The organism is Streptomyces sp. NPDC039736, from assembly GCF_055596485.1.
This window is the reverse complement of the sequence record NZ_JBVIUQ010000010.1, coordinates 243,995-264,434: the sequence shown is the minus strand read 5'-3', so window position 1 is coordinate 264,434 and position 20,440 is coordinate 243,995. Positions and strand designations below refer to the sequence as shown.

Below are 20,440 nucleotides of genomic sequence, written 5' to 3'. Positions count from 1 at the left end.
CTGACCCGACCCGATCCGACCCGGTCCGATCCGACCCGGGCCTGCCGGGAGCGGGCCCGCCCGGACCCGGCGCCGACAGTTCCGACCTCCCGGTGAACCGAAGCGGGTCCGCCGTCGTAGAGCAGGACGCAGGGCCCCGCCCCCGCCGTACACACCGCCCCACGTCGCCGCGCCCGCACCGGGCCGACGGCCGAGGAAGAAGGACGTTCACCGCATGCGCACCACCCCCCTCACCCGCAGGTCCGCCCTGCTCGGCGTCACAGCCGCCGTCGGCCTGTCCGCCGCCGCCCTCACCCTGCCCGCCGGGGCCAGTGCGGCGCCCCTGCGCCCGGAGCGGCCGACGATCGTGCTGGAGCACGGCGCGTTCGCCGACGCCGGGAGCTGGGACGGCGTCGTCGCGCGGCTCCAGCGAGCCGGCTACGCCGTGGTGTCCGCCGCCAACCCGCTGCGCGGCCCGGCGGCCGACGCCGCCCACCTGCGCGGCGTCGTCGACCGCATCGCCGGGCCCGTGGTGCTGGTCGGCCACTCCTACGGCGGCACGGTCATCAGCCAGGCCGCGGCGGGCCTGGAGGGCAAGGTGAAGGCGCTGGTCTACATCGCCGCGTTCCTGCCCGACACCGGGGAGAGCTCGCTCGGGCTGACGGACAAGTTCCCCGGCAGCACCCTCGGCCGGGCCGTCGAGTCCGTCCACTACACGCTGCCCGACGGCACCCGGGGCGAGGACGTGTACATCGAGGCCGGGAAGTTCCGGGGCCAGTTCGCCGCGGACGTGCCGGCGGACAAGGCCCGGCTCATGGCGGCCGGACAGCGTCCCGTCGCCGCGGCCGCGCTGGCGGAGAAGTCGACGAAGGCCGCCTGGAAGACGATCCCCTCCTGGGCCCTGGTGACCACCCAGGACCTCAACATCCCGGAGGCCGCGCAGCGTTACATGGCGCGTCGCGCCGGAGCACGCACCACGGTCGTCGACGCGTCGCACGCCGTGTCGGTGTCCCGCCCCGACGCCGTCGCCCGCGTCGTCGAGCGCGCGGCCCGCGCGGTCCGCTGAACGGCGGGACCGCCCGCACCGAGGCCGGACGGGGCCCCAGAGCCGCGCCCGGCCGTTCCACCCTCCACCGCATCCCGCACCGAAGGACATTTCCACCATGGCGTTCATCACCGTCGGCCAGGAGAACTCGACCGGCATCGAGCTGTACTACGAGGACCACGGCACCGGTCAGCCGGTCGTACTGATCCACGGCTACCCGCTCGACGGCCACTCCTGGGAGAAGCAGACCGCCGCGCTGCTGTCGGCCGGCTACCGCGTGATCACGTACGACCGGCGCGGTTTCGGCCGCTCCAGCCACCCCACCACCGGTTACGACTACGACACCTTCGCCGCCGACCTGAACACGGTCCTGGAGACTCTCGACCTCACCGGCGCCGTCCTGGTCGGCTTCTCCATGGGCACCGGCGAGGTCGGCCGCTACCTGGGTACGTACGGATCGGCCCGCATCGCCAAGGCCGCCTTCCTCGCCTCCCTGGAACCCTTCCTCCTGAAGACCGACGACAACCCCGGCGGTGTCGACGGCGCCGTCTTCGCGGAGATCGAAGCGGCCGTCACCGCCGACCGCTACGCCTACTTCACCGCGTTCTACGAGGACTTCTACAACCTCGACGAGAACCTCGGCTCCCGCATCAGCGAGGAGGCCGTCCGCAACAGCTGGAACGTCGCGGCAGGAGCCTCCGCGCACGCCTCCCGGGCCTGCGTGGCGACGTGGTCCACCGACTTCCGCGCCGACCTGCCGAAGATCGACGTCCCGGCGCTGATCCTGCACGGCACCGCCGACCGCATCCTGCCCATCGAGTCCACCGGCACCCCCTTCCACCAGGCCCTCCCGCAGGCCGACTACGTCGTCATCGACGGCGCGCCGCACGGCCTGCTGTGGACCCACGCCGAGGAGGTCACCGAGGCCCTCCTGGAGTTCCTGGCCAAGTGACCGACGTCCGGCGCCCGCCCGGTCCGGAGCGCGCGCCGGGCGGGTGAGGCCGAAGCCGTTCCCCCCTGCGCGGGCCGTCAGCCGACGGGCCCCCGGGCCGTGCCCCGCCGCCGACCCCACGGCGGCGGAGCACGGACGCCCGGCAGCCCCCCGAGAGGCGGCCCGCACCGCCCACCGCCCGGCCCGCGCCCGGTTCGGACGGCGGCGGAGAGCACCCGGCTCAGACGGCGGCGAAGAACTCCTCCAGCACCGGCGCCAGTTCCCGCGGGTCCACGTCGTGCGTCTGTTGCGGCAGGGCGACATGGCGGCCGTCGGGCACCGCGTCCGCCGTCAGGCGGGCCGCGTCGCGCATGACACCGGGGCCGGCGTCCCCCGACACCACCAGCACCGGCTGCGTGAGCGCCGCCAGCCGGTCCACCGGCACCGTCCCGTCGCCCATCACCGCGTCGTCGTACGCCAGCGTCGGCGCCAGGGACTCGAACGAGCGCCACACCGGAGCCCGTCTCATCCGGGCGACGAACTCCGCCGGCATGCCCACGACGGACAGGAACAGTTCCACCGCAGCGCCCCGCTCGCCCGCGTCGAGCAGGGCGTTCAGCCGCCGGGTGTACGCGGTCTTCTCGGCCCGCGTCTCCTCCAGCACCGTGAACGGCGGCTCGTACACGGCGACGCGCGGCACGCTCAGCCCGGCCGCGGCCGCCCGCAGCACCAGCGCGCCGCCCGACGACATTCCGTACAGGCAGGCGCTGCCGCCGACCTCCTCGATCAGCGCCGCCAGGTCCTCCACCTCCCGGGCCACCGCGTAGGGGGCCGTGTCGCCGCTGCCGCCGCGGCCTCTGCGGTCGTACGTGACGACGCTGAAGCGCCCGGCGAGCAGGCCCGCGAGGGGGCCCTCCGCCGTACCCGTGCTGAAGGCGCCGCCCACCAGGATCACCGGCGCGCCCCCGCCCGTGCGCTCGTACGCGAGGGGGGTGCCGTCCCGCGAAATCACTTTGCTCATACCGACTTGGACTGCGGGCGCGCGCGGAACTCATCGCTCGTGGGAAAAAGTTCTTCCCGGGCGCTGCCCCGCCGCCGGACGCCGCGTTCCGCGCCCCCGGGCCCGGCGTTAGGTTGGAGGCCATGAACATCTGTGTCTTCCTCTCCGCGGCCGACCTCGACGAGCGCTACACCCGGCCCGCCCGGGAGTTCGCCGAACTCCTCGGCAAGGGCGGTCACACCCTGGTCTGGGGCGGTTCCGACGTCGGCCTGATGAAGGTCGTCGCCGACGGTGTGGAGCGGGCGGGCGGCAGGCTCGTGGGCGTGTCCGTGGAGTTCCTCCAGGCGAAGGCCCGCCCGCGGGCCGACGAGATGGTCGTCGCCAAGGACCTCGCCGAGCGCAAGGCGCTGCTCCTCGGCAAGTCGGACGCGATCGTGATCATGGTCGGCGGCACCGGAACCCTGGACGAGGCGACCGAGATCCTGGAGCTGAAGAAGCACGGCATGACCGACAAGCCGGTGGTGCTGCTCAACACCGAGGGCTTCTACGACGGGCTCAAGCAGCAGTTCCAGCGCATGGACGAGGAGGGCTTCCTGCCCGTGCCCCTCACTGACCTGGTGTTCTTCGCCGAGGACGGGGTGGCGGCGCTCGCGTACCTGGAGGAGTCCGCCGGGGTCCGGTAGGCGTCCCGCAGGTGCGAGCATGGGGCACATGGCTACTCATGTGATCACCGGGGCGGGATCGGGCATCGGCGCCGCCGTCGCCCGCCGCCTGCACGAGCGCGGCGACGACGTCGTCCTCCTGGCACGCGACGCCGGTCGCGCCAAGCAACTGGCGGCCGGGCTCCCCGGCGCGCGCACCCTCGTCGGCGACCTGTCCAACCCCGACCGGCTGTCCTGGGCGTTCTCGCACCAGCCGATGCCCGAGCGGGTCGACACCCTGCTGCACATCGCGGGCGTCGTCGACCTCGGCCCGGTCGGCGACCTGGGCGTACGCGCCTGGCACAGCCAGCTCAACACCAACCTCATCGCCCCCGCCGAACTGACCCGGCTCTTCCTGCCGCAACTGCGCCTGGACAAGGGGCACGTGGTCTTCGTGAACTCCGGCGCCGGGCTGAACGCGAGCCCCGAGTGGAGCGCGTACGCGGCCAGCAAGCACGGCCTGAAGGCCCTGGCCGACTCGCTGCGCCACGAGGAGCACGCCAACGGGGTCCGCGTCACCTCCATCTACCCCGGGCGCACCGCGAGCCCCATGCAGGAGAAGGTGCACTCGCAGGAGGGCAAGGCGTACGACCCGGCGAAGTTCATCGACCCCGAGTCGGTGGCCACGACGATCCTGATGGCCCTGGACCTGCCGCGCGACGCCGAGGTCAACGACCTGACGGTACGGCCCGGACGATGAGCGCCCAGGAGACCCCCGAGAAGTGGTGGGGCCCCGCCACCGGCGTCGGCTCCATGCCCGGCGGCGACGCCCGCGAGACCGCCAGAACCGTCACCGGCAGCTTCGAGGACTTCCCGTACCTCGCGGAGCTGCCCGGCCGCGGGCCCGGCGCGGACATGATCGGCCGCACCGCCGGAATGCTCGCCGAGATGTACGTCCACCTGGAGCCCAGCGGCTGGCGCTTCAGCGACCGGCCGGGCCGCGACACCCGGCGGGCCCGCTCCTGGCTGGGCGAGGACCTGGACGCCCTGGAGGAGTTCACCCAGGGGTACACGGGCCCGGTCAAGGTGCAGGCCGTCGGGCCGTGGACGCTCGCCGCCGCCCTGGAGCTGCGCGGCGGCGAGGCGTCGCTGGGCGACGCGGGCGCCTGCCGCGACCTGGCGTCCTCGCTCGCCGAGGGGCTGCGCGGGCACCTCGCGGAGGTGCGGCGGCGCATTCCCGGCGGGCGGATCGTCCTTCAGCTCGACGAGCCGTCGCTGATCGCCGTGCTGCGCGGGCAGGTGAGGACCGCCAGCGGCTACCGAACCCACCGGGCGCCCGACCGGCAGGTCGTGGAGAGCGCGCTGCGCGACGTGCTGGGCGTCCACGACGGGCCGGCCGTGGTGCACTCCTGCGCCCCCGACGTGCCGTTCGCGCTGCTGCGCCGGGCGGGGGCGGACGGGATCTCGTTCGACTTCACCCTGCTCACTGAGCGTGACGACGACGCGATCGGCGAAGCGGTCGAGGGCGGCACGAAACTCTTCGCGGGCGTCGTGCCGAGCGTGGAAGGACCATTGTCAGACCCGGGCGGTAGCGTCATGGGTGTCAGGCAGTTGTGGCGCAGGCTGGGGCTGAATCCCGGACTCCTGTACGAGTCCGTGGTCGTCACCCCCACGTGCGGTCTCGCCGGGGCCGCCCCGGCGTACGCCCGTGCGGCGCTCGCCCACAGCAGCCGGGCGGCACGGTCGCTCGCGGACAACCCAGAGTGACGAACAGTCCCCGCACGGGACCAACGGGAGGATGAGACGGTGGCTGGCGAACAGCACGCAGCGGTACCCGCAGAGGCACGGGAGAAGCACGCGCGGCTCGCTGAGCAGATCGAGGAGCACCGCTTCCGGTACTACGTGAACGACCAGCCGGTCGTCAGCGACGCCGAGTTCGACAAGCTGCTGCGCTCCCTGGAGGCACTGGAGGAGGAGTACTCCGAGCTGCGCACGCCCGACTCGCCGACCCAGAAGGTCGCCGGGGCGTACGAGACCGACTTCACCTCCGTCCGGCACCGCGAGCGGATGCTCTCCCTGGACAACGCCTTCGACGACGAGGAGCTCGCCGCCTGGGCCGAGCGGCTCGCGGGCGAGCTCGGCGGCATCGAGTACCACCTGCTGTGCGAACTCAAGGTCGACGGCCTCGCCGTCAACCTGACGTACGAGAAGGGCCGGCTGACCCGCGCCGCCACCCGCGGCGACGGGCGCACGGGCGAGGACATCACGCCCAACGTGCGCACCATCGCCCAGATCCCGCAGCGCCTGCGGGGCGAGCGCGTCCCCGACCTGGTGGAGATCCGCGGCGAGGTCTACTTCCCGATGGCGGCCTTCGGCGAGCTCAACGCCCGCCTGGTGGAGGCCGGCGACAAGCCCTTCGCCAACCCTCGCAACGCGGCGGCCGGTTCGCTGCGCCAGAAGGACCCGAGGGTCACCGCGAGCCGCCCGCTGCGGATGGTCGTGCACGGCATCGGCGCCCGCGAGGGCTTCGACATCGCCCGGCTGTCGGAGGCGTACGGACTGCTCAGGGAGTGGGGCCTGCCCACCGCCCAGCAGAACCGGGTGGTCGAATCCCTCGACGAAGTGCGGGAGTTCATCGCGTACATCGGCAAGAACCGGCACTCCGTCGTCGAGCACGAGATCGACGGCGTCGTCGTCAAGCTCGACGAGATCCCGCTCCAGGGACGCCTCGGCTCCACCTCGCGCGCCCCGCGCTGGGCGATCGCCTGGAAGTTCCCCCCGGAAGAGGTCAACTCCAAGCTCGTCAACATCCGCGTCGGCGTCGGCCGCACCGGCCGCGTCACCCCGTACGCCCAGGTCGAGCCGGTGACGGTGGCCGGCTCCGAGGTCGAGTTCGCCACCCTGCACAACCAGGAGGTCGTCAAGAAGAAGGGCGTCCTGATCGGCGACACGGTCGTGCTGCGCAAGGCGGGCGACGTCATCCCGGAGATCCTCGGCCCGGTCGTGGACCTGCGGGACGGCACCGAGCGCGAGTTCGTGATGCCCGCCGAGTGCCCCGAGTGCGGGACGGCGCTGCGCCCCATGAAGGAGGGCGACATCGACCTGCGCTGCCCCAACGCGCAGACCTGCCCCGCCCAGTTGCGCGAACGCCTCTTCTACCTCGCGGGCCGCAAGAGCCTCGACATCGAGAACTTCGGCTACGTCGCGGCCACCGCCCTCACCAAGCCGCTGGAGCCCGCCGAGCCGCCGCTGCTCGACGAGGGCGACCTCTTCGACCTCACCATCGAGCAACTGCTGCCGATCAGGTCGTATGTCCTGGACTCGGACTCCGGACTGCCCAAGAAGGACCCGAAGACCGGCGAGGACAAGGTCGCCCTGATCTTCGCGAACCAGGACGGCGAGCCCCGCAAGAACGCCCTGGCGATGCTGGAGAACATCAGGGCCGCCAAGGAGAAGCCGCTCGCCCGCGTCCTCACCGGCCTCTCCATCCGGCACGTCGGCCCGGTCGCGGCCGAGGCGCTGGCCCGCGAGTTCCGCTCCATCGACCGCATCGAGCAGGCGAGCGAGGAGGAACTGGCCGGGGTCGACGGCGTCGGCGGGATCATCGCGGCCTCGCTCAAGGAGTGGTTCGCGGTCGACTGGCACCAGGAGATCCTCCGCAAGTGGCGGGCCGCCGGAGTGCGGATGGAGGAGGAGGGCGCGGACGAGGACCGGGGCCCCCGCCCGCTGGAGGGACTGACGGTCGTCGTCACCGGAACGCTGGAGAACCACACCAGGGATGGCGCAAAAGAATCGCTCCAGAACCTCGGAGCGAAGGTGACCGGTTCCGTTTCGAAGAAGACCTCCTTCGTCGTGGTCGGTGACAGTCCCGGTTCGAAGTACGACAAGGCCATGCAGCTGAAGGTGCCGGTGCTCAATGAGGAGGGCTTCGGGGTGCTGCTCGCCCAAGGGCCGGAAGCCGCACGTGAAGCGGCGGTTCCGGCGGAGCAGTAGCGGGAAGAACAGCGGCCTGGGGGCCACCCGTTCGGCGCATAGCAGACGCCGTCGGGCGGCCGGGTCGCATTCGGGCAACAGCGGGCTACGGCTGCCCGGGAGAGCCTGCCGCGGCCTACTGTGGGGACGTGCGCCTGTCGTGCACGGCTGTGGAACCGCTTGCCGCCTCCGGGGTGTCTGCGACCCCGGAAGGAACACCCGCCGGGCGGCGGGAAGCGGGAGAGTGGCCGTGGTGGCATGACTACGGGGCCACCTCGCGTGACACGGGCACCGCCGGCTGTGAGAGGGACGGGAATGAAACCGACCGAGAGTGCCGATTCGGCCTCCCGGCTGCGCGGTCTGGCCGCGCTGGCCGCACTGTTCGGCCGTCGGACCGCGGGCCCCCGGCACCGGCCGCGTGCCCCGCACCCGCCGAGCCGCCCCGCACCGCCGCCGCACGCCGGGCCGCCGCCCCGCACCGGGCGACCGCAGCAATCCGGTCAACTTCGGCCCACCGGGCAACCCCAACCGGCCGGAACGCCTCTCCCGCCCCTTCCCCCCCTCCCGGCCCTCCCGGCCCTGCCGGTCGGCCAGGTCCCGCCGGGGTCGCCGCAGCCCGGTCTGCCCCAGCGCAACGGCCGTACCCACGGGACGCAGGCCGGATACCCCCAGCAGCCCCCGGCGGCCCGGACGCAGACCCGGCCCCAGGACCGGCCCCCGCCGCCCGCGGCCGGACAGGGCGGGCCCCCCGAAGAGACCAGGGGACGCCGGCTCGGCCGGCTGTGGGGGCCGCTGCTCCCCGCCCTGCCCGCCGCACTCGCCGCCCTCGTCCTCGGCGCGGGCGTCGTGGGCACCCTCGGCGCGGGCCGCGCCGTGTTCCCCTCCGGTGCGACGGGCTGGTCGCTGGCCGTCCTCACCGGCGTCATCGTCGGCCACCTCGTCGCGCTCGGCCGGGACCGGTGGTGGGGCGGCACGGGATCGGGGGCGGCGCTCACCCTCGCCGTCCTGCTGCTGTACGGATGGGTTCCGGCCGGGCTGGTCAGCCTGGCCGTCGTCGTGCTGGTCGGCACCGCGCGCCGGCGCCGCTGGCGGCAGGGACTGCTGCACGGCGCCGTCGACATCCTCGGCATCGTCGCCGCCGCCCTCACCCTGAGCCTGTTCGGCGACGTACCGACCGTGGAGGAGCCCTGGCAGCCGCTCGGCTGGGACTGGAGCGCCCTGCCCGAAGTCGTCCTCACGGCCGGCGCCTACGTGGTGGTCACCCGGCTGCTGCTGTGGCTCGCCCGGGCCCCGCAGCACGGCCGGCTGCCGGCCGTCGCCCGGACCTCCCTGGTCCGCCAGGGACTCGTCGCCGGGGCGCTGCTGGGCATCGCCCCGCTGATCTGCGTGGTCGCGGTCGCCCTGCCCGTACTGCTGCCGCTGTTCGCCGTGCCCCTGATCGCCCTGGACTCCACGCTGTGGATAGCCAGGGCGCGGGCCGAGGAGCAGCTGCGCGACCCCCTCACCGGGCTGCCCAACCGGCAGTGGCTGCTGGAACGCGCCTGGCCCGCGCTGGAGGAGGCGGAATCGCTCGGCTCCCGGGCGGCACTGGTCCTCATCGACATGGACCGCTTCCGCTCCGTCAACGACACGCTCGGCCACCTCGCCGGGGACCGGCTGCTGCTCCAGATAGCCGCCCGGCTGCGCACGGCGCTTCCCAAGGGGGCGGAGGCGGCCCGGCTCGGCGGCGACGAGTTCGCCGTACTGCTGCCGCGCACGGAGTCGGCGACGAGCGCCCAGCGCATCGCCCGGCACCTGGTCGCGGAACTGGGCTCCCCCCTCGACCTGGACGGCCTGACCCTCGTCCTGGAGGCCAGCGCCGGGGTCGCCGTCTTCCCCGACCACGCGCTGGACGCGGAAGGGCTGCTGCGGCGGGCGGACGTGGCGATGTACCAGGCGAAGCGGGACCGCAGCGGGGTCGAGGTGTACGAGTCCAAGCGGGACTCCAACACCCCCGACCGGCTCGGCCTGTTGGGGGACCTGCGCCGGGCGCTGGACGCGGGCGACGTCGAACTCCACTACCAGCCCAAGGTGCGCTTCGACGGGCAGGTCGCCGGTCTGGAGGCACTGGTGCGGTGGGTGCACCCGGAGCGCGGGCGGGTCCCTCCGGACGAGTTCATCGCCATCGCGGAGTCGTCGGGGCTGATGCCGCACCTGACGGAGTACGTACTGGAGACCGCCCTCGCGCAGGTCGCCCGGTGGCGCGCCCAGGGCCTCTTCGTGCCGGTCGCGGTGAACGTCTCCCCGCGCGACGTGCACACGCCGGGCTTCGCGGGGGCGGTCGCGGCGCGGCTGGCGCGGCACGGGGTCCCGGCGGGGTCCCTGCAACTGGAGATAACCGAGCACGTGCTGCTGGAGGACCCGCAGCGGGCCGCCGACACCCTGGCCGGGCTGACCGGGCACGGGGTGAAGATGTCCCTGGACGACTTCGGGACGGGGTACTCCTCCCTGGTCCACCTGCGGCGGCTGCCGGTGAGCGAGCTGAAGATCGACCGCTCGTTCGTGGCGCGGCTGGCCGTCGACACCGAGGACGCCGAGATCGTACGGTGCACGGTCGACCTGGCCCACTCGCTCGGGCTGCTGGTGGTCGCGGAGGGCGTCGAGGACGACGAGACGTGGGAGCGGCTGCGGGACCTGCGGTGCGACGCGGTGCAGGGGTGGCTGGTGGCGGCGGCGATGCCGCCGGAGGAGGCCACGGCGTGGCTCCTCGCGCGGGGCTCCCGGGGCTGGCAACGCCCGGCGGAACTGGCGGCGGCGGCAGCGGACTCCCTGCGGGCGGAGCCGGAGTAGCCCCGGGCCGCGCGGGGAACCGCGCGGGCGCCCCCGCGGGGCCCACCGGGTGAGTGGGCCCCGGCGGTGTTTTCCGCCGGGGCCCACTCGCGGCGGGCGCGGGCAGGAGAGGGGCGGCATCGGGGCGGGCCGGGACAGGGGGAGCGGCCGCGCCGGGGGCGGTGGCGGCTGTTTCGCGGGCACGCGGCGCGGACCCATAGGATTGGGCGCACCAACCACACCGCACACCAACCCCTGAGGATCGCTGCATGCCTGGCATCACGCGCGAGGAGGTCGCACACCTCGCACGGCTGGCGCGTCTGGAGCTGAAGCCCGAAGAGCTTGAGCACTTCGCCGGTCAGCTCGACGACATCATCGGCGCGGTCGCCCGCGTCTCCGAGGTCGCCGACCAAGACGTACCGCCTACCTCCCACCCCCTGCCCCTGACCAACGTCATGCGCAAGGACGAGGTACGCCCGTCGCTCACCCCCGAGCAGGCGCTCTCCGGCGCCCCGGCCCAGGAGCAGCAGCGTTTCAAGGTGCCGCAGATCCTGGGGGAGGACTAAAACAGCATGACTGAGATCATCAAGCTCACCGCGGCCCGGACGGCCGAGAAGATCGCCTCCGGCGAGCTGACGGCCGTCGAGGTCACCGAGGCCCACCTGGCGCGCATCGACGCCGTCGACGAGAAGGTCCACGCCTTCCTGCACGTCGACCGCGAGGGCGCGCTCGCGCAGGCCCGCGCCGTCGACGCCAAGCGCGCGGCAGGCGAGAAGCTGGGCCCGCTGGCCGGCGTCCCGCTCGCGCTGAAGGACATCTTCACCACCGAGGGCATCCCGACCACCGTCGGCTCCAAGATCCTCGAAGGCTGGATCCCGCCGTACGACGCGACGCTCACCAAGCGGCTGAAGGCCGCCGACATCGTCATCCTCGGCAAGACCAACATGGACGAGTTCGCCATGGGGTCCTCCACCGAGAACAGCGCGTACGGCCCGACCGGCAACCCCTGGGACCTCACCAGGATCCCCGGCGGCTCCGGCGGCGGCTCCTCGGCCGCCCTCGCCTCCTACGAGGCCCCGCTCGCCATCGGCACGGACACCGGCGGCTCCATCCGCCAGCCCGCCGCCGTCACCGGCACCGTCGGCGTCAAGCCCACCTACGGCGCGGTCTCCCGCTACGGCATGGTGGCGTTCTCCTCCTCCCTCGACCAGGGCGGCCCCTGCGCCCGCACGGTCCTGGACGCGGCCCTGCTGCACGAGGTCATCGCCGGGCACGACCCGCTCGACTCGACCTCCATCGACGCCCCGGTCCCGCCGGTCGTCGAGGCCGCCCGCAACGGCAGCGTCGAGGGCATGCGCGTCGGCGTCGTCCAGCAGTTCCGCGGCGAGGGCTACCAGGCCGGCGTCCTCCAGCGCTTCGACGAGTCGGTCGAGCTGCTGAAGAAGCTCGGCGCCGAGATCGTCGAGCTGGACTGCCCGTCCTTCGACCTGGCGCTCTCCGCGTACTACCTGATCGCCCCCTCGGAGTGCTCCTCCAACCTGGCCCGCTTCGACGCCATGCGCTACGGCCTGCGGGTCGGCGACGACGGCACGAAGTCCGCCGAGGACGTCACCGCCCTCACCCGCGAGGCCGGATTCGGCGACGAGGTCAAGCGCCGCATCATCCTGGGCACGTACGCACTGAGCTCCGGCTACTACGACGCGTACTACGGCAGCGCCCAGAAGGTCCGCACGCTCATCACGCGGGACTTCGAGAAGGCCTTCGAGCAGGTCGACGTGATCGTCTCGCCGACCACGCCCACCACCGCCTTCCCGATCGGCGAGCGCGCCGACGACCCGATGGCGATGTACCTCGCCGACCTGTGCACCATCCCGACGAACATGGCCGGCAACGCCGCCATGTCGCTGCCCTGCGGCCTCGCGCCGGAGGACGGCATGCCGGTCGGGCTCCAGATCATCGCCCCCGCCCTGAAGGACGACCGCCTCTACAAGGTGGGAGCCGCCGTCGAGGCCGCCTTCGTGGAAAAGTGGGGGCACCACCTCCTCGAGGAGGCACCGTCGCTGTGAGCGACGCACGCGCGGCCTCCGGGCCGCACCTGACCGTGAAAGCCGCGCCGCTGTGCCGTGCGGGCGGAGAAGCGAACGGAGAGACGCAGTGAGCGCACTGACCAAGGCCAAGGGCTTCAAGAAGTCCCGCACCGGTACGTACCTGTCCATCGGCACCACCGCGTTCGGCGCGCTGAGCGTGATCAAGCAGGCCCGCAGGGCCCGCACGGACAACGACACGCTCCAGCTCATCGACGCCGTCGTCTCCGCCGCCGCCATCGCCACCGGCGTCGCCATCCTCCTGCGGGAGCTGAAGCGCCTGGGCGACGACGACGTCCTGCTGGGCTGAGAGGGAAAGTTTCACCGTGACTGTCACCACCGACCTCGTGCCGTACGAGGACGCCCTCGCGACGTACGACCCCGTGATGGGTCTTGAGGTCCACGTCGAGCTCGGCACCGCGACCAAGATGTTCTGCGGCTGCTCCACCGAGCTCGGCCAGGACGCGAACACCCAGACGTGCCCGACCTGTCTCGGCCTGCCCGGCGCCCTGCCGGTCGTCAACGAGATCGGCGTCGAGTCCGCCATCAAGATCGGCCTCGCGCTCAACTGCGAGATCGCCGAATGGTGCCGCTTCGCCCGGAAGAACTACTTCTATCCGGACATGCCGAAGAACTTCCAGACCTCCCAGTACGACGAGCCCATCGCCTTCAACGGCTACCTCGACGTACAGCTGGAGGACGGCGAGATCTTCCGCGTGGAGATCGAGCGTGCCCACATGGAGGAGGACACCGGCAAGTCGACGCACGTCGGCGGTGCCACCGGCCGCATCCACGGCGCCTCGCACTCGCTGCTCGACTACAACCGCGCCGGCATCCCGCTCATCGAGATCGTCACCAAGCCGATCGAGGGGGCCGGCGTGCGCGCCCCCGAGGTCGCCAAGGCGTACGTCGCCGAGCTGCGCGAGGTCATCAAGGCGCTCGGCGTCTCCGAGGCCCGCATGGACAAGGGCCAGATGCGCTGCGACGTGAACCTGTCGCTGCGCCCGCACGGCCGCGAGCAGTTCGGCACCCGCAGCGAGACGAAGAACGTCAACTCGCTGCGCTCCGTCGAGCGCGCCGCCCGCTTCGAGATCCAGCGGCACGCCGCGGTCCTCAACGGCGGCGGCACGATCGTCCAGGAGACCCGCCACTTCCACGAGGAGGACGGCTCCACGACGTCCGGCCGCATCAAGGACAACGCCGAGGACTACCGGTACTTCCCGGAGCCCGACCTGGTCCCCGTCGCCCCGGCCCGCGAGTGGGTCGAGGAACTGCGCGCCGGTCTCCCCGAGATGCCGCGCGTGCGGCGCAACCGGCTCCGTGAGGAGTGGGGCGTCAACGAGCACGACATGCAGTCGATCCTCAACGCCGGCGCGGTCGACCCGATCGTCGCCACCATCGAGGCCGGCGCGGACTCCGCGTCCGCCCGCAAGTGGTGGATGGGCGAGCTGGCCCGCAACGCCAACGAGACCGGCCGCGCGCTCGACGAGCTGCCGATCACCCCGGCGCAGGTCGCCCGCGTCGCCGCCCTGGTCGCCGCCGGTGACCTGAACGACAAGCTGGCCCGCCAGGTCATCGAGGGCGTCCTCGCGGGTGAGGGCGACCCGGACCAGGTGGTCGAGAAGCGCGGCCTGAAGGTCGTCTCCGACGACGGCGCGCTGGGCGCCGCCGTGGACGAGGCCATCGCGGCCAACGCGGCCGTCGCGGACAAGATCCGCGGCGGCAAGATCGCGGCGGCGGGTGCTCTCGTCGGCGCGGTCATGAAGACGACCCGGGGCCAGGCGGACGCCGCGCGGGTGCGCGAGCTGATCCTGGAGAAGCTGGGCGTCGAGGGCTGACGTCCCGTTCGTACGTGCCGAAGGGGCCCCGGTCGCGATCCTGCGACCGGGGCCCCTTCGGCGTGAACCGGCGCTCCGGGTGCTGCGTCCTCGCCAGGACGGCCCGTGCGTACGAGGACGGCCTGCGGGAACTCCCGGCGCCCGGCCCGGCGGCCGCCCCTGGGGCGAGGACGCGTGCGGGCGCACCGCCGGGCGGCGTGGCCGGCTGACCGGAGCGGCGGACGGACACCGGGAGCGGCCAGGTGCCGATGGCGGCATGGCTGCGCGGTTCCGGGGCCGCGGGAGGGCCGGACCCGGGCCGGCCCCCTGCGACCGGAGTCCCGGACTCCGGTCCGACGGGCAGGTCCGGTTCACCGGTGATCTTGCTCAGGTACTTCTGCGTGTCACCCGCGGCCCGTAGTTTCCCGGGCAGCACACCACTCACCCGGGAGGACCCATGCCCACCGACCTCAGCCGTCGCCGACTCCTCGCCGTGGGCGGAGGCGCCCTCGGAGCCGCCGCCGCGGGCTCGGCGCTGCCGCCCTCGCTGCAAGCCGCCATCGCCGCCGAGCGGCCGCCGGCCGGTGGGCTGCGGGCGGTGAAGCACGTCGTCGTGCTCATGCAGGAGAACCGTTCCTTCGACCACTACTTCGGCACCCTCCGCGGGGTGAGAGGCTTCGGCGACCGCAACGCCGTCGAACTCCCGGGCGGCAAACCGGTGTTCGAGCAGCCGGGCCCGCTCACCAGCGTGCTGCCCTTCCCGGTGCGCGACGCCGCCGCGGCGCAGAAGAAGGACCTCCAGTACATCGGCGACCTGGACCACTCCTGGGAGGGCGGGGCCAAGGCCTGGAACCAGGGCTGGATGAACGGGTGGGTGACCGCCAAGACCGGCGCCACCATGGCGTACTACGACCGCCGCGACCTGCCCCTGCACTACGAGCTCGCCGACACCTTCACCGTCTGCGACGCCTACCACTCGTCCATCCACACCTCGACCAGCCCGAACCGCAACCACCTGTGGAGCGGCTGGACGGGGTACGAGGCCAACGGCAGCCGGGCCGTCACCAACGCCGCCTACTCCGAGGGCACCCACCCCGGCTACCCCTGGCCGACGTACGCCGAGCGCCTGGAGAAGGCCGGGCACACCTGGCAGACGTACACCGAGTGGGAGAACTTCACCGACAACAACATCGAGTTCTTCACCTCCTTCAAGAACATCGCGCGCAAGGCGCTCGCCAGGACCGGCGGGCACACGTTCATGGAGTCCTTCTACGCCGAGGTGCGCGAGACGAAGGACGCCGCCGCGCGGGCGAAGCTGCTCGCGCTGCTGGAGGAGGGCGTCGCGACGCTCGACAAGCGGGAGCGGTCGCTGTTCGAGCGGGGGCTGCGGCGCGGCGAGACCGGCAGCCTGGCGAAGAACTTCCGGGCCGACGTGGCGGCGGGCAAGCTGCCCGAGGTGTCGTACCTGGTGCCCTCCGCGATCGACTCCGAGCACCCGGGGTCCTCGTCGCCGGTGGCCAGCGCGTCGCTGGTCTACCAGGTGCTGGACGCGCTCGGCTCGCATCCGGAGGTGTGGCGGCACACCGTCCTGCTGATCAACTACGACGAGAACGACGGCTTCTTCGACCACGTCCCGCCGCCCGTCCCGCCCACCGACAACACCGACGAGCGCTGGAAGGGCCGGCCGACCGGGCTCGGCATCCGGGTGCCGATGCTCGTCGTGTCCCCGTGGTCGGTCGGCGGGTACGTGTGCTCCGAGACCTTCGACCACACCTCCGTGGTCCGCTTCCTGGAGCAGTGGACGGGCGTGCGGGAGCCCAACATCACCCCGTGGCGGCGTCAGGTCACCGGCGACCTGACCTCGGCGTTCGACTTCAAGCGGACGCACCGGCAGCCGTCCGTCGACCAGCCGGGAGCCGTTCCGCCGTTCACCGGGCGGTGGCGGCCCGTGCCGCCGGCCGTGCAGCGGATGCCGAAGCAGGAGCCGGGCGTGCGCCGGGCGCGCCCGCTGCCGTACCAGCCGGACGCGTACGGACGGGTGGCCGCCGGAGGCGCGAACTTCCGGCTGACCGTCGGCAACGAGGGGCGCAGCAGCGCGCACTTCGCGCTGTACCCGTACGCCGGGGAGTTCGCGGTGCCGCAGCACCTGGACGTCGCCGCGCGCGGACGGGCCGAGTGGACCGTGCCGCTCGCCGGGGACGCGTACCGCTTCACCGTGACCGGACCGAACGGCTTCCGGCGCGAGTTCGAGGGGACGCGGGCCGGGACGGCCGACGTGTCGAGCCGGATCGAGGCACGCGACCGGGACCTGCACCTGACGCTGACCAACCGGGGCCGCCGGGCGGTCACCTTCCTGGTGCAGCCGCTGGCGTACGCGGACGAGGACGACCTCGACGAGCGGCGGCCGCGCCGGGTCGTGGTCAAGCCGGGGCGCAGCCGCAGCATCGTGCACTCGGCGGACGACGCCCACGGCTGGTACGACCTCGCGGTCACCGTGCAGGGGGAGGCGGGCTTCCGGCGGCGGCTGATGGGCCACATCGAGAACGGCCGGGCGAGCGTCTCCGGCTGAGGCGGGGGAGCGGGCGGGGGCCGCACGGGCCGCTGCCCGCTCCCCTTCCCGGCGGCGGACCCGGCCCGCCCTGAGGCCGGGTAAGGCGGTCCGGGGGAGGTCTAAGGCCCCCCGGGCCCCGGCTGAGGCCCCCCGCCGCGCACAAGATCGGGCACACTCCCGATGTCCCGCACCCCCCTGGCGGGCGAGAGTTGAGGCATCGCAACGAGCGGTGAGCGCCAACCCACCAGGGAGCAGCAGATGTACGAGTACGAGTACCAGGTCCGCCGCGACGAGCTCGTCCGGATCGCCGCCAGGTCCCGCCTCCTGCGCGAGGCCCGCCAGGTCCGCAAGGAGGCCCGCCGTGCCCGGCGGGCGGGCAGGAACGAGGAGGGCGCGCCGGGCGGACTGCGGGCCCTGCGCGACCATTTCACCCGCGCCGCCTGAACCGGCGACCGCGATGCGGACAGCGGGTGCCGGCCCCTCGAAGCCCTGTGCGATGCTCGGCGGCGTGGAGACCAGGTCAGTCAGCCCCGTGTTCGTCGGCCGTACCGGCGAACTGAGCACCCTCACCGATGCGCTCGCCCGCGCCACCGCGGGCGAGCCGCAGGCGTTGCTGCTCGGCGGCGAGGCGGGCGTCGGCAAGACGCGGCTGGTGGAGGAGTTCCTCCTGCGGGCGACCACCGGCACCCGGAGCCGTGCGGACGCCGGGGCCGGTGCCGCGGCCGGTCCCGTCGTCGCCGTCGGGGGCTGCGTCGAGATCGGCGCGGAAGGTCTCCCCTTCGCCCCCTTCTCCGCCGCCCTGCGCGCCCTCCACCGCCGCCTCCCCGACGCGCTGGCCGCGGCCACCGCCGGGCACGAGGACGAACTGGGGCGGCTGCTCCCCGAGCTGAGCCAGGTGCCGTACGCCCACCAGCCGGGCCCCGTCGGCAGCGAGGACGCCACCGCGCGGCTCTTCGAACTGACCGCCCGCCTCCTGGAGCGCATCGCCGCCGACCACACCGTCGTCCTCGTCCTGGAGGACCTGCACTGGGCCGACGCCTCCACCCGCCACCTGCTGTCGTACCTGTTCCGCACGCTGCGCAGCGGGCGGCTGCTGGTACTGGGCACCTACCGCGCCGACGACATCCACCGGCGGCATCCGCTGCGGCCCCTGCTCGCCGAACTCGACCGGCTGCGGACCGTGCAACGCGTCGATCTGCCCCGCTTCACCCGCGAGGAGGTGCGGTTCCAGCTCACCGGCATCCTGGACGGCGTGCCCGAACCCGCCCTGCTCGACGAGGTGTTCGGCCGGTCCGACGGGAACGCCTTCTTCGTCGAGGAACTGGCCGTCTCGATCGGGGGCGGCTGCCGGACCGGGCTGACCGACTCGCTCCGCGACCTGCTCCTGGTACGCGTGGAGGCCTTGCCCGAGGACGCGCAGCGGGTGGTGCGGATCGTCGCCGAGGGCGGCTCGACCGTCGAGTACCCCCTGCTGTCGGCCGTCGCCCGGCTCGCCGAGGACGACCTGATCGAGGCGCTGCGGGCCGCCGTGGGGGCCAATCTGCTCCAGGTCGCCCCGGACGGCGAGGGCTACCGCTTCCGGCACTCCCTCGTGCGCGAGGCGGTCAGCGACGACCTGCTGCCCGGCGAGCGCTCACGGATCAACCGCCGCTACGCGGAAGCCCTGGAGGCCGACCCCGCGCTCGTCCGCCAGGAGGCCCGCGCCACCCGCCTCGCCAGCTACTGGTACGCCGCCCACGACGCCGCGAAGGCCCTGCCCGCCGTGCTGTCCGCCGCCGTCGAGGCGCGCAAGCGGCACGCCCGCGCCGAACAGCTCCAACTGCTGGAGCGGGCCCTGGAACTCTGGGACGACGCCCCCGAGGACGTACGGGCGAAGCTGCGACCCATCGACTACGCCGAGGTCTACCCGCCCTGCGGCTGCGACCCCGCCGCGGCCCCGCTGCGCTACCTCGACCTCATGGCCGAGGCCACCGTCGCCGCCCGCCTCGCCGGGGAGCGCGAACGCGCCCTCAAGCTCGCCAAGCGCGCCCTGCGCCTCCTGGAGGAGGACACCGGGGACGGGCGGGAGGCCGACGCCCTGCGCGCCGCCTGGTTCTGGGTGCAGCGCGGCAAGGCGATCACCGGGCTCTCGCGCGGCGACGGGTGGCAGGAGCTGTCCACCGCGCAGGAGCTGATGCGCGGGCTGCCGCCGTCGGCCGTGCACGCCGACATCCTCACCATGGTGGCGAGCTGGGCCATGCTCCACGAGCCGGGACCCGAGGCCGTCGCCACCGCCGAACGGGCCGTCGAGTACGCCCGCATAGTCGGCGCCGAGGACACCGAACTCCGCTCCCGGCTCACCCTCGGCGGCCTGATGATCGACTCGGGCGACATCGAGCAGGGCCTCGCCGAGATGACCGCGGCACGCGAACTCGCCCTGGCCCGGGGCATCGTGCACGTGGTCAACCACGCCCACACCAACCTGCCCTCCCACCTCGAAGGCATCGGCCGCTCCCGGCAGTCCGCCGACCTGTGCGCCGAGGGCCTCGCCTACGCCCGCGACCACAACCTCGTCGACGGCGAGCACTGGATCCTCGGCAACCAGGCCGAGTCCTACTTCTCGCTGGGCCGCTGGGAGGACGCCGCCGCCAACTTCCGGCGCACCGAGCTCGCCGCCTCGCCCAGCGTCCGCCCGCGCGGCACCGCCGCCCGCTGGCGCGCCGAGATCGCCCTGCACCGGGGCGAGATCGAGGAGGCCAAGGCGCAACTGGGCGTCTCCGCACGGTACTTCGGGCCGCACGACCGGATGCCGCAGCACGAACTGCCCCGCCACCGGCTCACCGTCGCCGTCGCCGCCCGCGAGGGACGGCTCCTGGACGCCCGTGCCCAGGTCGTCGAGGCCGTCGGCGACGGCTTCCCCCTCGGCACCCACCGCTACGCCTGGCCGCTCCTCCAGGAGGCCGCCGCGCTGGAGGCCGACGCCCGCACCCTCCCCGTGGCGGCCCCCGGCCGCGCGGAGGCCCTCGCCCTGCTGCGCACCCACGCCCGGCGGCTCGCCACCGGAGCGCCCGTGTGGGACGCGTACGCCCAGTGGACGGGAGCCGAACTGCGGCGCGCCGAGGGCCTGGACCTGCCCGAGGAGTGGGACGCGGTCGTCGACGCCTTCGAACGGCTGGAGCGGCCCTACGACCTGGCCCGGGTCAGACTGCGGCTGGCCGTGTCGCTGCTGGACCCGGACCCCGACGGCACCGCGAGGAGCGGCGGCCGGGAGCGGGCCGCGGAGCTGCTGCGGCTGGCCGGGGCGACCGCCGACCGCCTGGGCGCCCGGCCGCTCGCCGAACAGGTCGCCGCCGTCACCCGGCGGGCCCGCCTCGCCCCGTCCGCCGCGCCGGTCCCGGCCGCCGCGGCGGGCCAGGACTTCCACCTCACCCCGCGCGAGCGCGACGTGCTGCGGCTGGTCGCCGCCGGGCGCAGCAACCGGCAGATCGCCGAGGAGCTCTACATCTCGCCCAAGACCGCCAGCGTCCACGTCTCCAACATCCTGGCCAAGCTGGAGGTCGCCGGGCGGGGCGAGGCGGCGGCGGTGGCGCACCGGCTGGGGCTCTTCCGGGAGGACGCGGCGGTGTGAGGGGC

The 20,440-nt window shown here is 73.5% G+C and carries 15 protein-coding genes; 14 read left to right on the top strand and 1 reads right to left on the bottom strand.

Translation table 11 applies throughout. From position 1 onward, the window contains the following. Positions 1 to 214 precede the first annotated feature (214 nt). Positions 215 to 1,045, top strand: coding sequence for an alpha/beta fold hydrolase (locus tag ACZ56L_RS28770; RefSeq protein WP_471067242.1), 831 nt, complete (start codon positions 215 to 217; stop codon positions 1,043 to 1,045). A gap of 97 nt (positions 1,046 to 1,142) precedes the next feature. Then, on the top strand, positions 1,143 to 1,976 hold the full coding sequence (locus ACZ56L_RS28765; protein WP_471067240.1) for an alpha/beta fold hydrolase: 834 nt from the start codon (positions 1,143 to 1,145) through the stop codon (positions 1,974 to 1,976). 220 nt (positions 1,977 to 2,196) lie between these two features. On the opposite strand, the gene ACZ56L_RS28760 is transcribed toward ACZ56L_RS28765, so the two are convergent. Beyond that, the gene (locus ACZ56L_RS28760) at positions 2,197 to 2,976 is read right to left on the bottom strand and encodes an alpha/beta fold hydrolase (protein WP_471067238.1); all 780 of its coding nucleotides are present in this window, start codon (positions 2,974 to 2,976) and stop codon (positions 2,197 to 2,199) included. Positions 2,977 to 3,098: 122 nt separating this feature from the next. Here ACZ56L_RS28760 and ACZ56L_RS28755 point away from each other — a divergent pair, with 122 nt between their 5' ends. The 12 genes from ACZ56L_RS28755 (at position 3,099) to ACZ56L_RS28700 (ending at position 20,435) form a co-directional block, all read left to right on the top strand. Then, complete coding sequence (locus ACZ56L_RS28755) at positions 3,099 to 3,638, top strand: LOG family protein (RefSeq protein WP_345228272.1); 540 nt, start codon at positions 3,099 to 3,101, stop codon at positions 3,636 to 3,638. 28 nt (positions 3,639 to 3,666) lie between these two features. Continuing rightward, positions 3,667 to 4,356, top strand: coding sequence for an SDR family oxidoreductase (locus tag ACZ56L_RS28750; protein ID WP_471067236.1), 690 nt, complete (start codon positions 3,667 to 3,669; stop codon positions 4,354 to 4,356). Further along, positions 4,353 to 5,363, top strand: coding sequence for a methionine synthase (locus ACZ56L_RS28745; RefSeq protein ID WP_345228270.1), 1,011 nt, complete (start codon positions 4,353 to 4,355; stop codon positions 5,361 to 5,363). The genes ACZ56L_RS28750 and ACZ56L_RS28745 overlap by 4 nt, the downstream gene beginning before the upstream one ends. 39 nt (positions 5,364 to 5,402) lie before the next feature. Next, entirely contained in the window at positions 5,403 to 7,589 is a 2,187-nt protein-coding gene (gene ligA, locus ACZ56L_RS28740; RefSeq protein WP_345228269.1) for an NAD-dependent DNA ligase LigA, read from the top strand. Positions 7,590 to 7,883: 294 nt separating this feature from the next. After that, positions 7,884 to 10,397: an EAL domain-containing protein gene (locus tag ACZ56L_RS28735; RefSeq protein ID WP_471067233.1), complete on the top strand. Its 2,514-nt coding sequence runs from the start codon at positions 7,884 to 7,886 to the stop codon at positions 10,395 to 10,397. A 248-nt stretch (positions 10,398 to 10,645) separates the two neighbouring features. Next, complete coding sequence (gatC, locus tag ACZ56L_RS28730) at positions 10,646 to 10,942, top strand: Asp-tRNA(Asn)/Glu-tRNA(Gln) amidotransferase subunit GatC (protein ID WP_030851400.1); 297 nt, start codon at positions 10,646 to 10,648, stop codon at positions 10,940 to 10,942. Positions 10,943 to 10,948: 6 nt separating this feature from the next. Further along, entirely contained in the window at positions 10,949 to 12,442 is a 1,494-nt protein-coding gene (gene gatA / locus ACZ56L_RS28725; protein ID WP_345228268.1) for an Asp-tRNA(Asn)/Glu-tRNA(Gln) amidotransferase subunit GatA, read from the top strand. An 88-nt stretch (positions 12,443 to 12,530) separates the two neighbouring features. After that, positions 12,531 to 12,770, top strand: a complete 240-nt coding sequence (locus ACZ56L_RS28720; protein WP_401762102.1) for a hypothetical protein — start codon at positions 12,531 to 12,533, stop codon at positions 12,768 to 12,770. Positions 12,771 to 12,786: 16 nt separating this feature from the next. Continuing rightward, a complete protein-coding gene (gene gatB / locus ACZ56L_RS28715; protein WP_468691581.1) occupies positions 12,787 to 14,298 on the top strand; it encodes an Asp-tRNA(Asn)/Glu-tRNA(Gln) amidotransferase subunit GatB in 1,512 nt (503 codons plus the stop codon). Between the two features lie 436 nt (positions 14,299 to 14,734). Next, positions 14,735 to 16,846, top strand: a complete 2,112-nt coding sequence (locus ACZ56L_RS28710) for a phosphocholine-specific phospholipase C (protein WP_401762105.1) — start codon at positions 14,735 to 14,737, stop codon at positions 16,844 to 16,846. Between the two features lie 240 nt (positions 16,847 to 17,086). Beyond that, entirely contained in the window at positions 17,087 to 17,272 is a 186-nt protein-coding gene (locus ACZ56L_RS28705; protein ID WP_345228264.1) for a hypothetical protein, read from the top strand. Positions 17,273 to 17,324: 52 nt separating this feature from the next. Beyond that, complete coding sequence (locus ACZ56L_RS28700) at positions 17,325 to 20,435, top strand: helix-turn-helix transcriptional regulator (RefSeq protein WP_471067282.1); 3,111 nt, start codon at positions 17,325 to 17,327, stop codon at positions 20,433 to 20,435. The last annotated feature ends 5 nt before the right edge of the window (positions 20,436 to 20,440 follow it).

Excerpts from the sequence above, each read along its gene's own strand:
- ACZ56L_RS28765 (WP_471067240.1), top strand. The coding sequence starts at position 1,143 with ATGGCGTTCATCACCGTCGGCCAGGAGAACTCGACCGGCATCGAGCTG.
- gatC (WP_030851400.1), top strand. The coding sequence starts at position 10,646 with ATGCCTGGCATCACGCGCGAGGAGGTCGCACACCTCGCACGGCTGGCG.
- gatA (WP_345228268.1), top strand. The coding sequence starts at position 10,949 with ATGACTGAGATCATCAAGCTCACCGCGGCCCGGACGGCCGAGAAGATC.
- ACZ56L_RS28770 (WP_471067242.1), top strand. The coding sequence starts at position 215 with ATGCGCACCACCCCCCTCACCCGCAGGTCCGCCCTGCTCGGCGTCACA.
- ACZ56L_RS28735 (WP_471067233.1), top strand. The coding sequence starts at position 7,884 with ATGAAACCGACCGAGAGTGCCGATTCGGCCTCCCGGCTGCGCGGTCTG.
- ACZ56L_RS28750 (WP_471067236.1), top strand. The coding sequence starts at position 3,667 with ATGGCTACTCATGTGATCACCGGGGCGGGATCGGGCATCGGCGCCGCC.
- ACZ56L_RS28710 (WP_401762105.1), top strand. The coding sequence starts at position 14,735 with ATGCCCACCGACCTCAGCCGTCGCCGACTCCTCGCCGTGGGCGGAGGC.
- ACZ56L_RS28760 (WP_471067238.1), bottom strand. The coding sequence starts at position 2,976 with ATGAGCAAAGTGATTTCGCGGGACGGCACCCCCCTCGCGTACGAGCGC.
- ACZ56L_RS28755 (WP_345228272.1), top strand. The coding sequence starts at position 3,099 with ATGAACATCTGTGTCTTCCTCTCCGCGGCCGACCTCGACGAGCGCTAC.
- ACZ56L_RS28705 (WP_345228264.1), top strand. The coding sequence starts at position 17,087 with ATGTACGAGTACGAGTACCAGGTCCGCCGCGACGAGCTCGTCCGGATC.
- ACZ56L_RS28745 (WP_345228270.1), top strand. The coding sequence starts at position 4,353 with ATGAGCGCCCAGGAGACCCCCGAGAAGTGGTGGGGCCCCGCCACCGGC.
- ACZ56L_RS28700 (WP_471067282.1), top strand. The coding sequence starts at position 17,325 with ATGCTCGGCGGCGTGGAGACCAGGTCAGTCAGCCCCGTGTTCGTCGGC.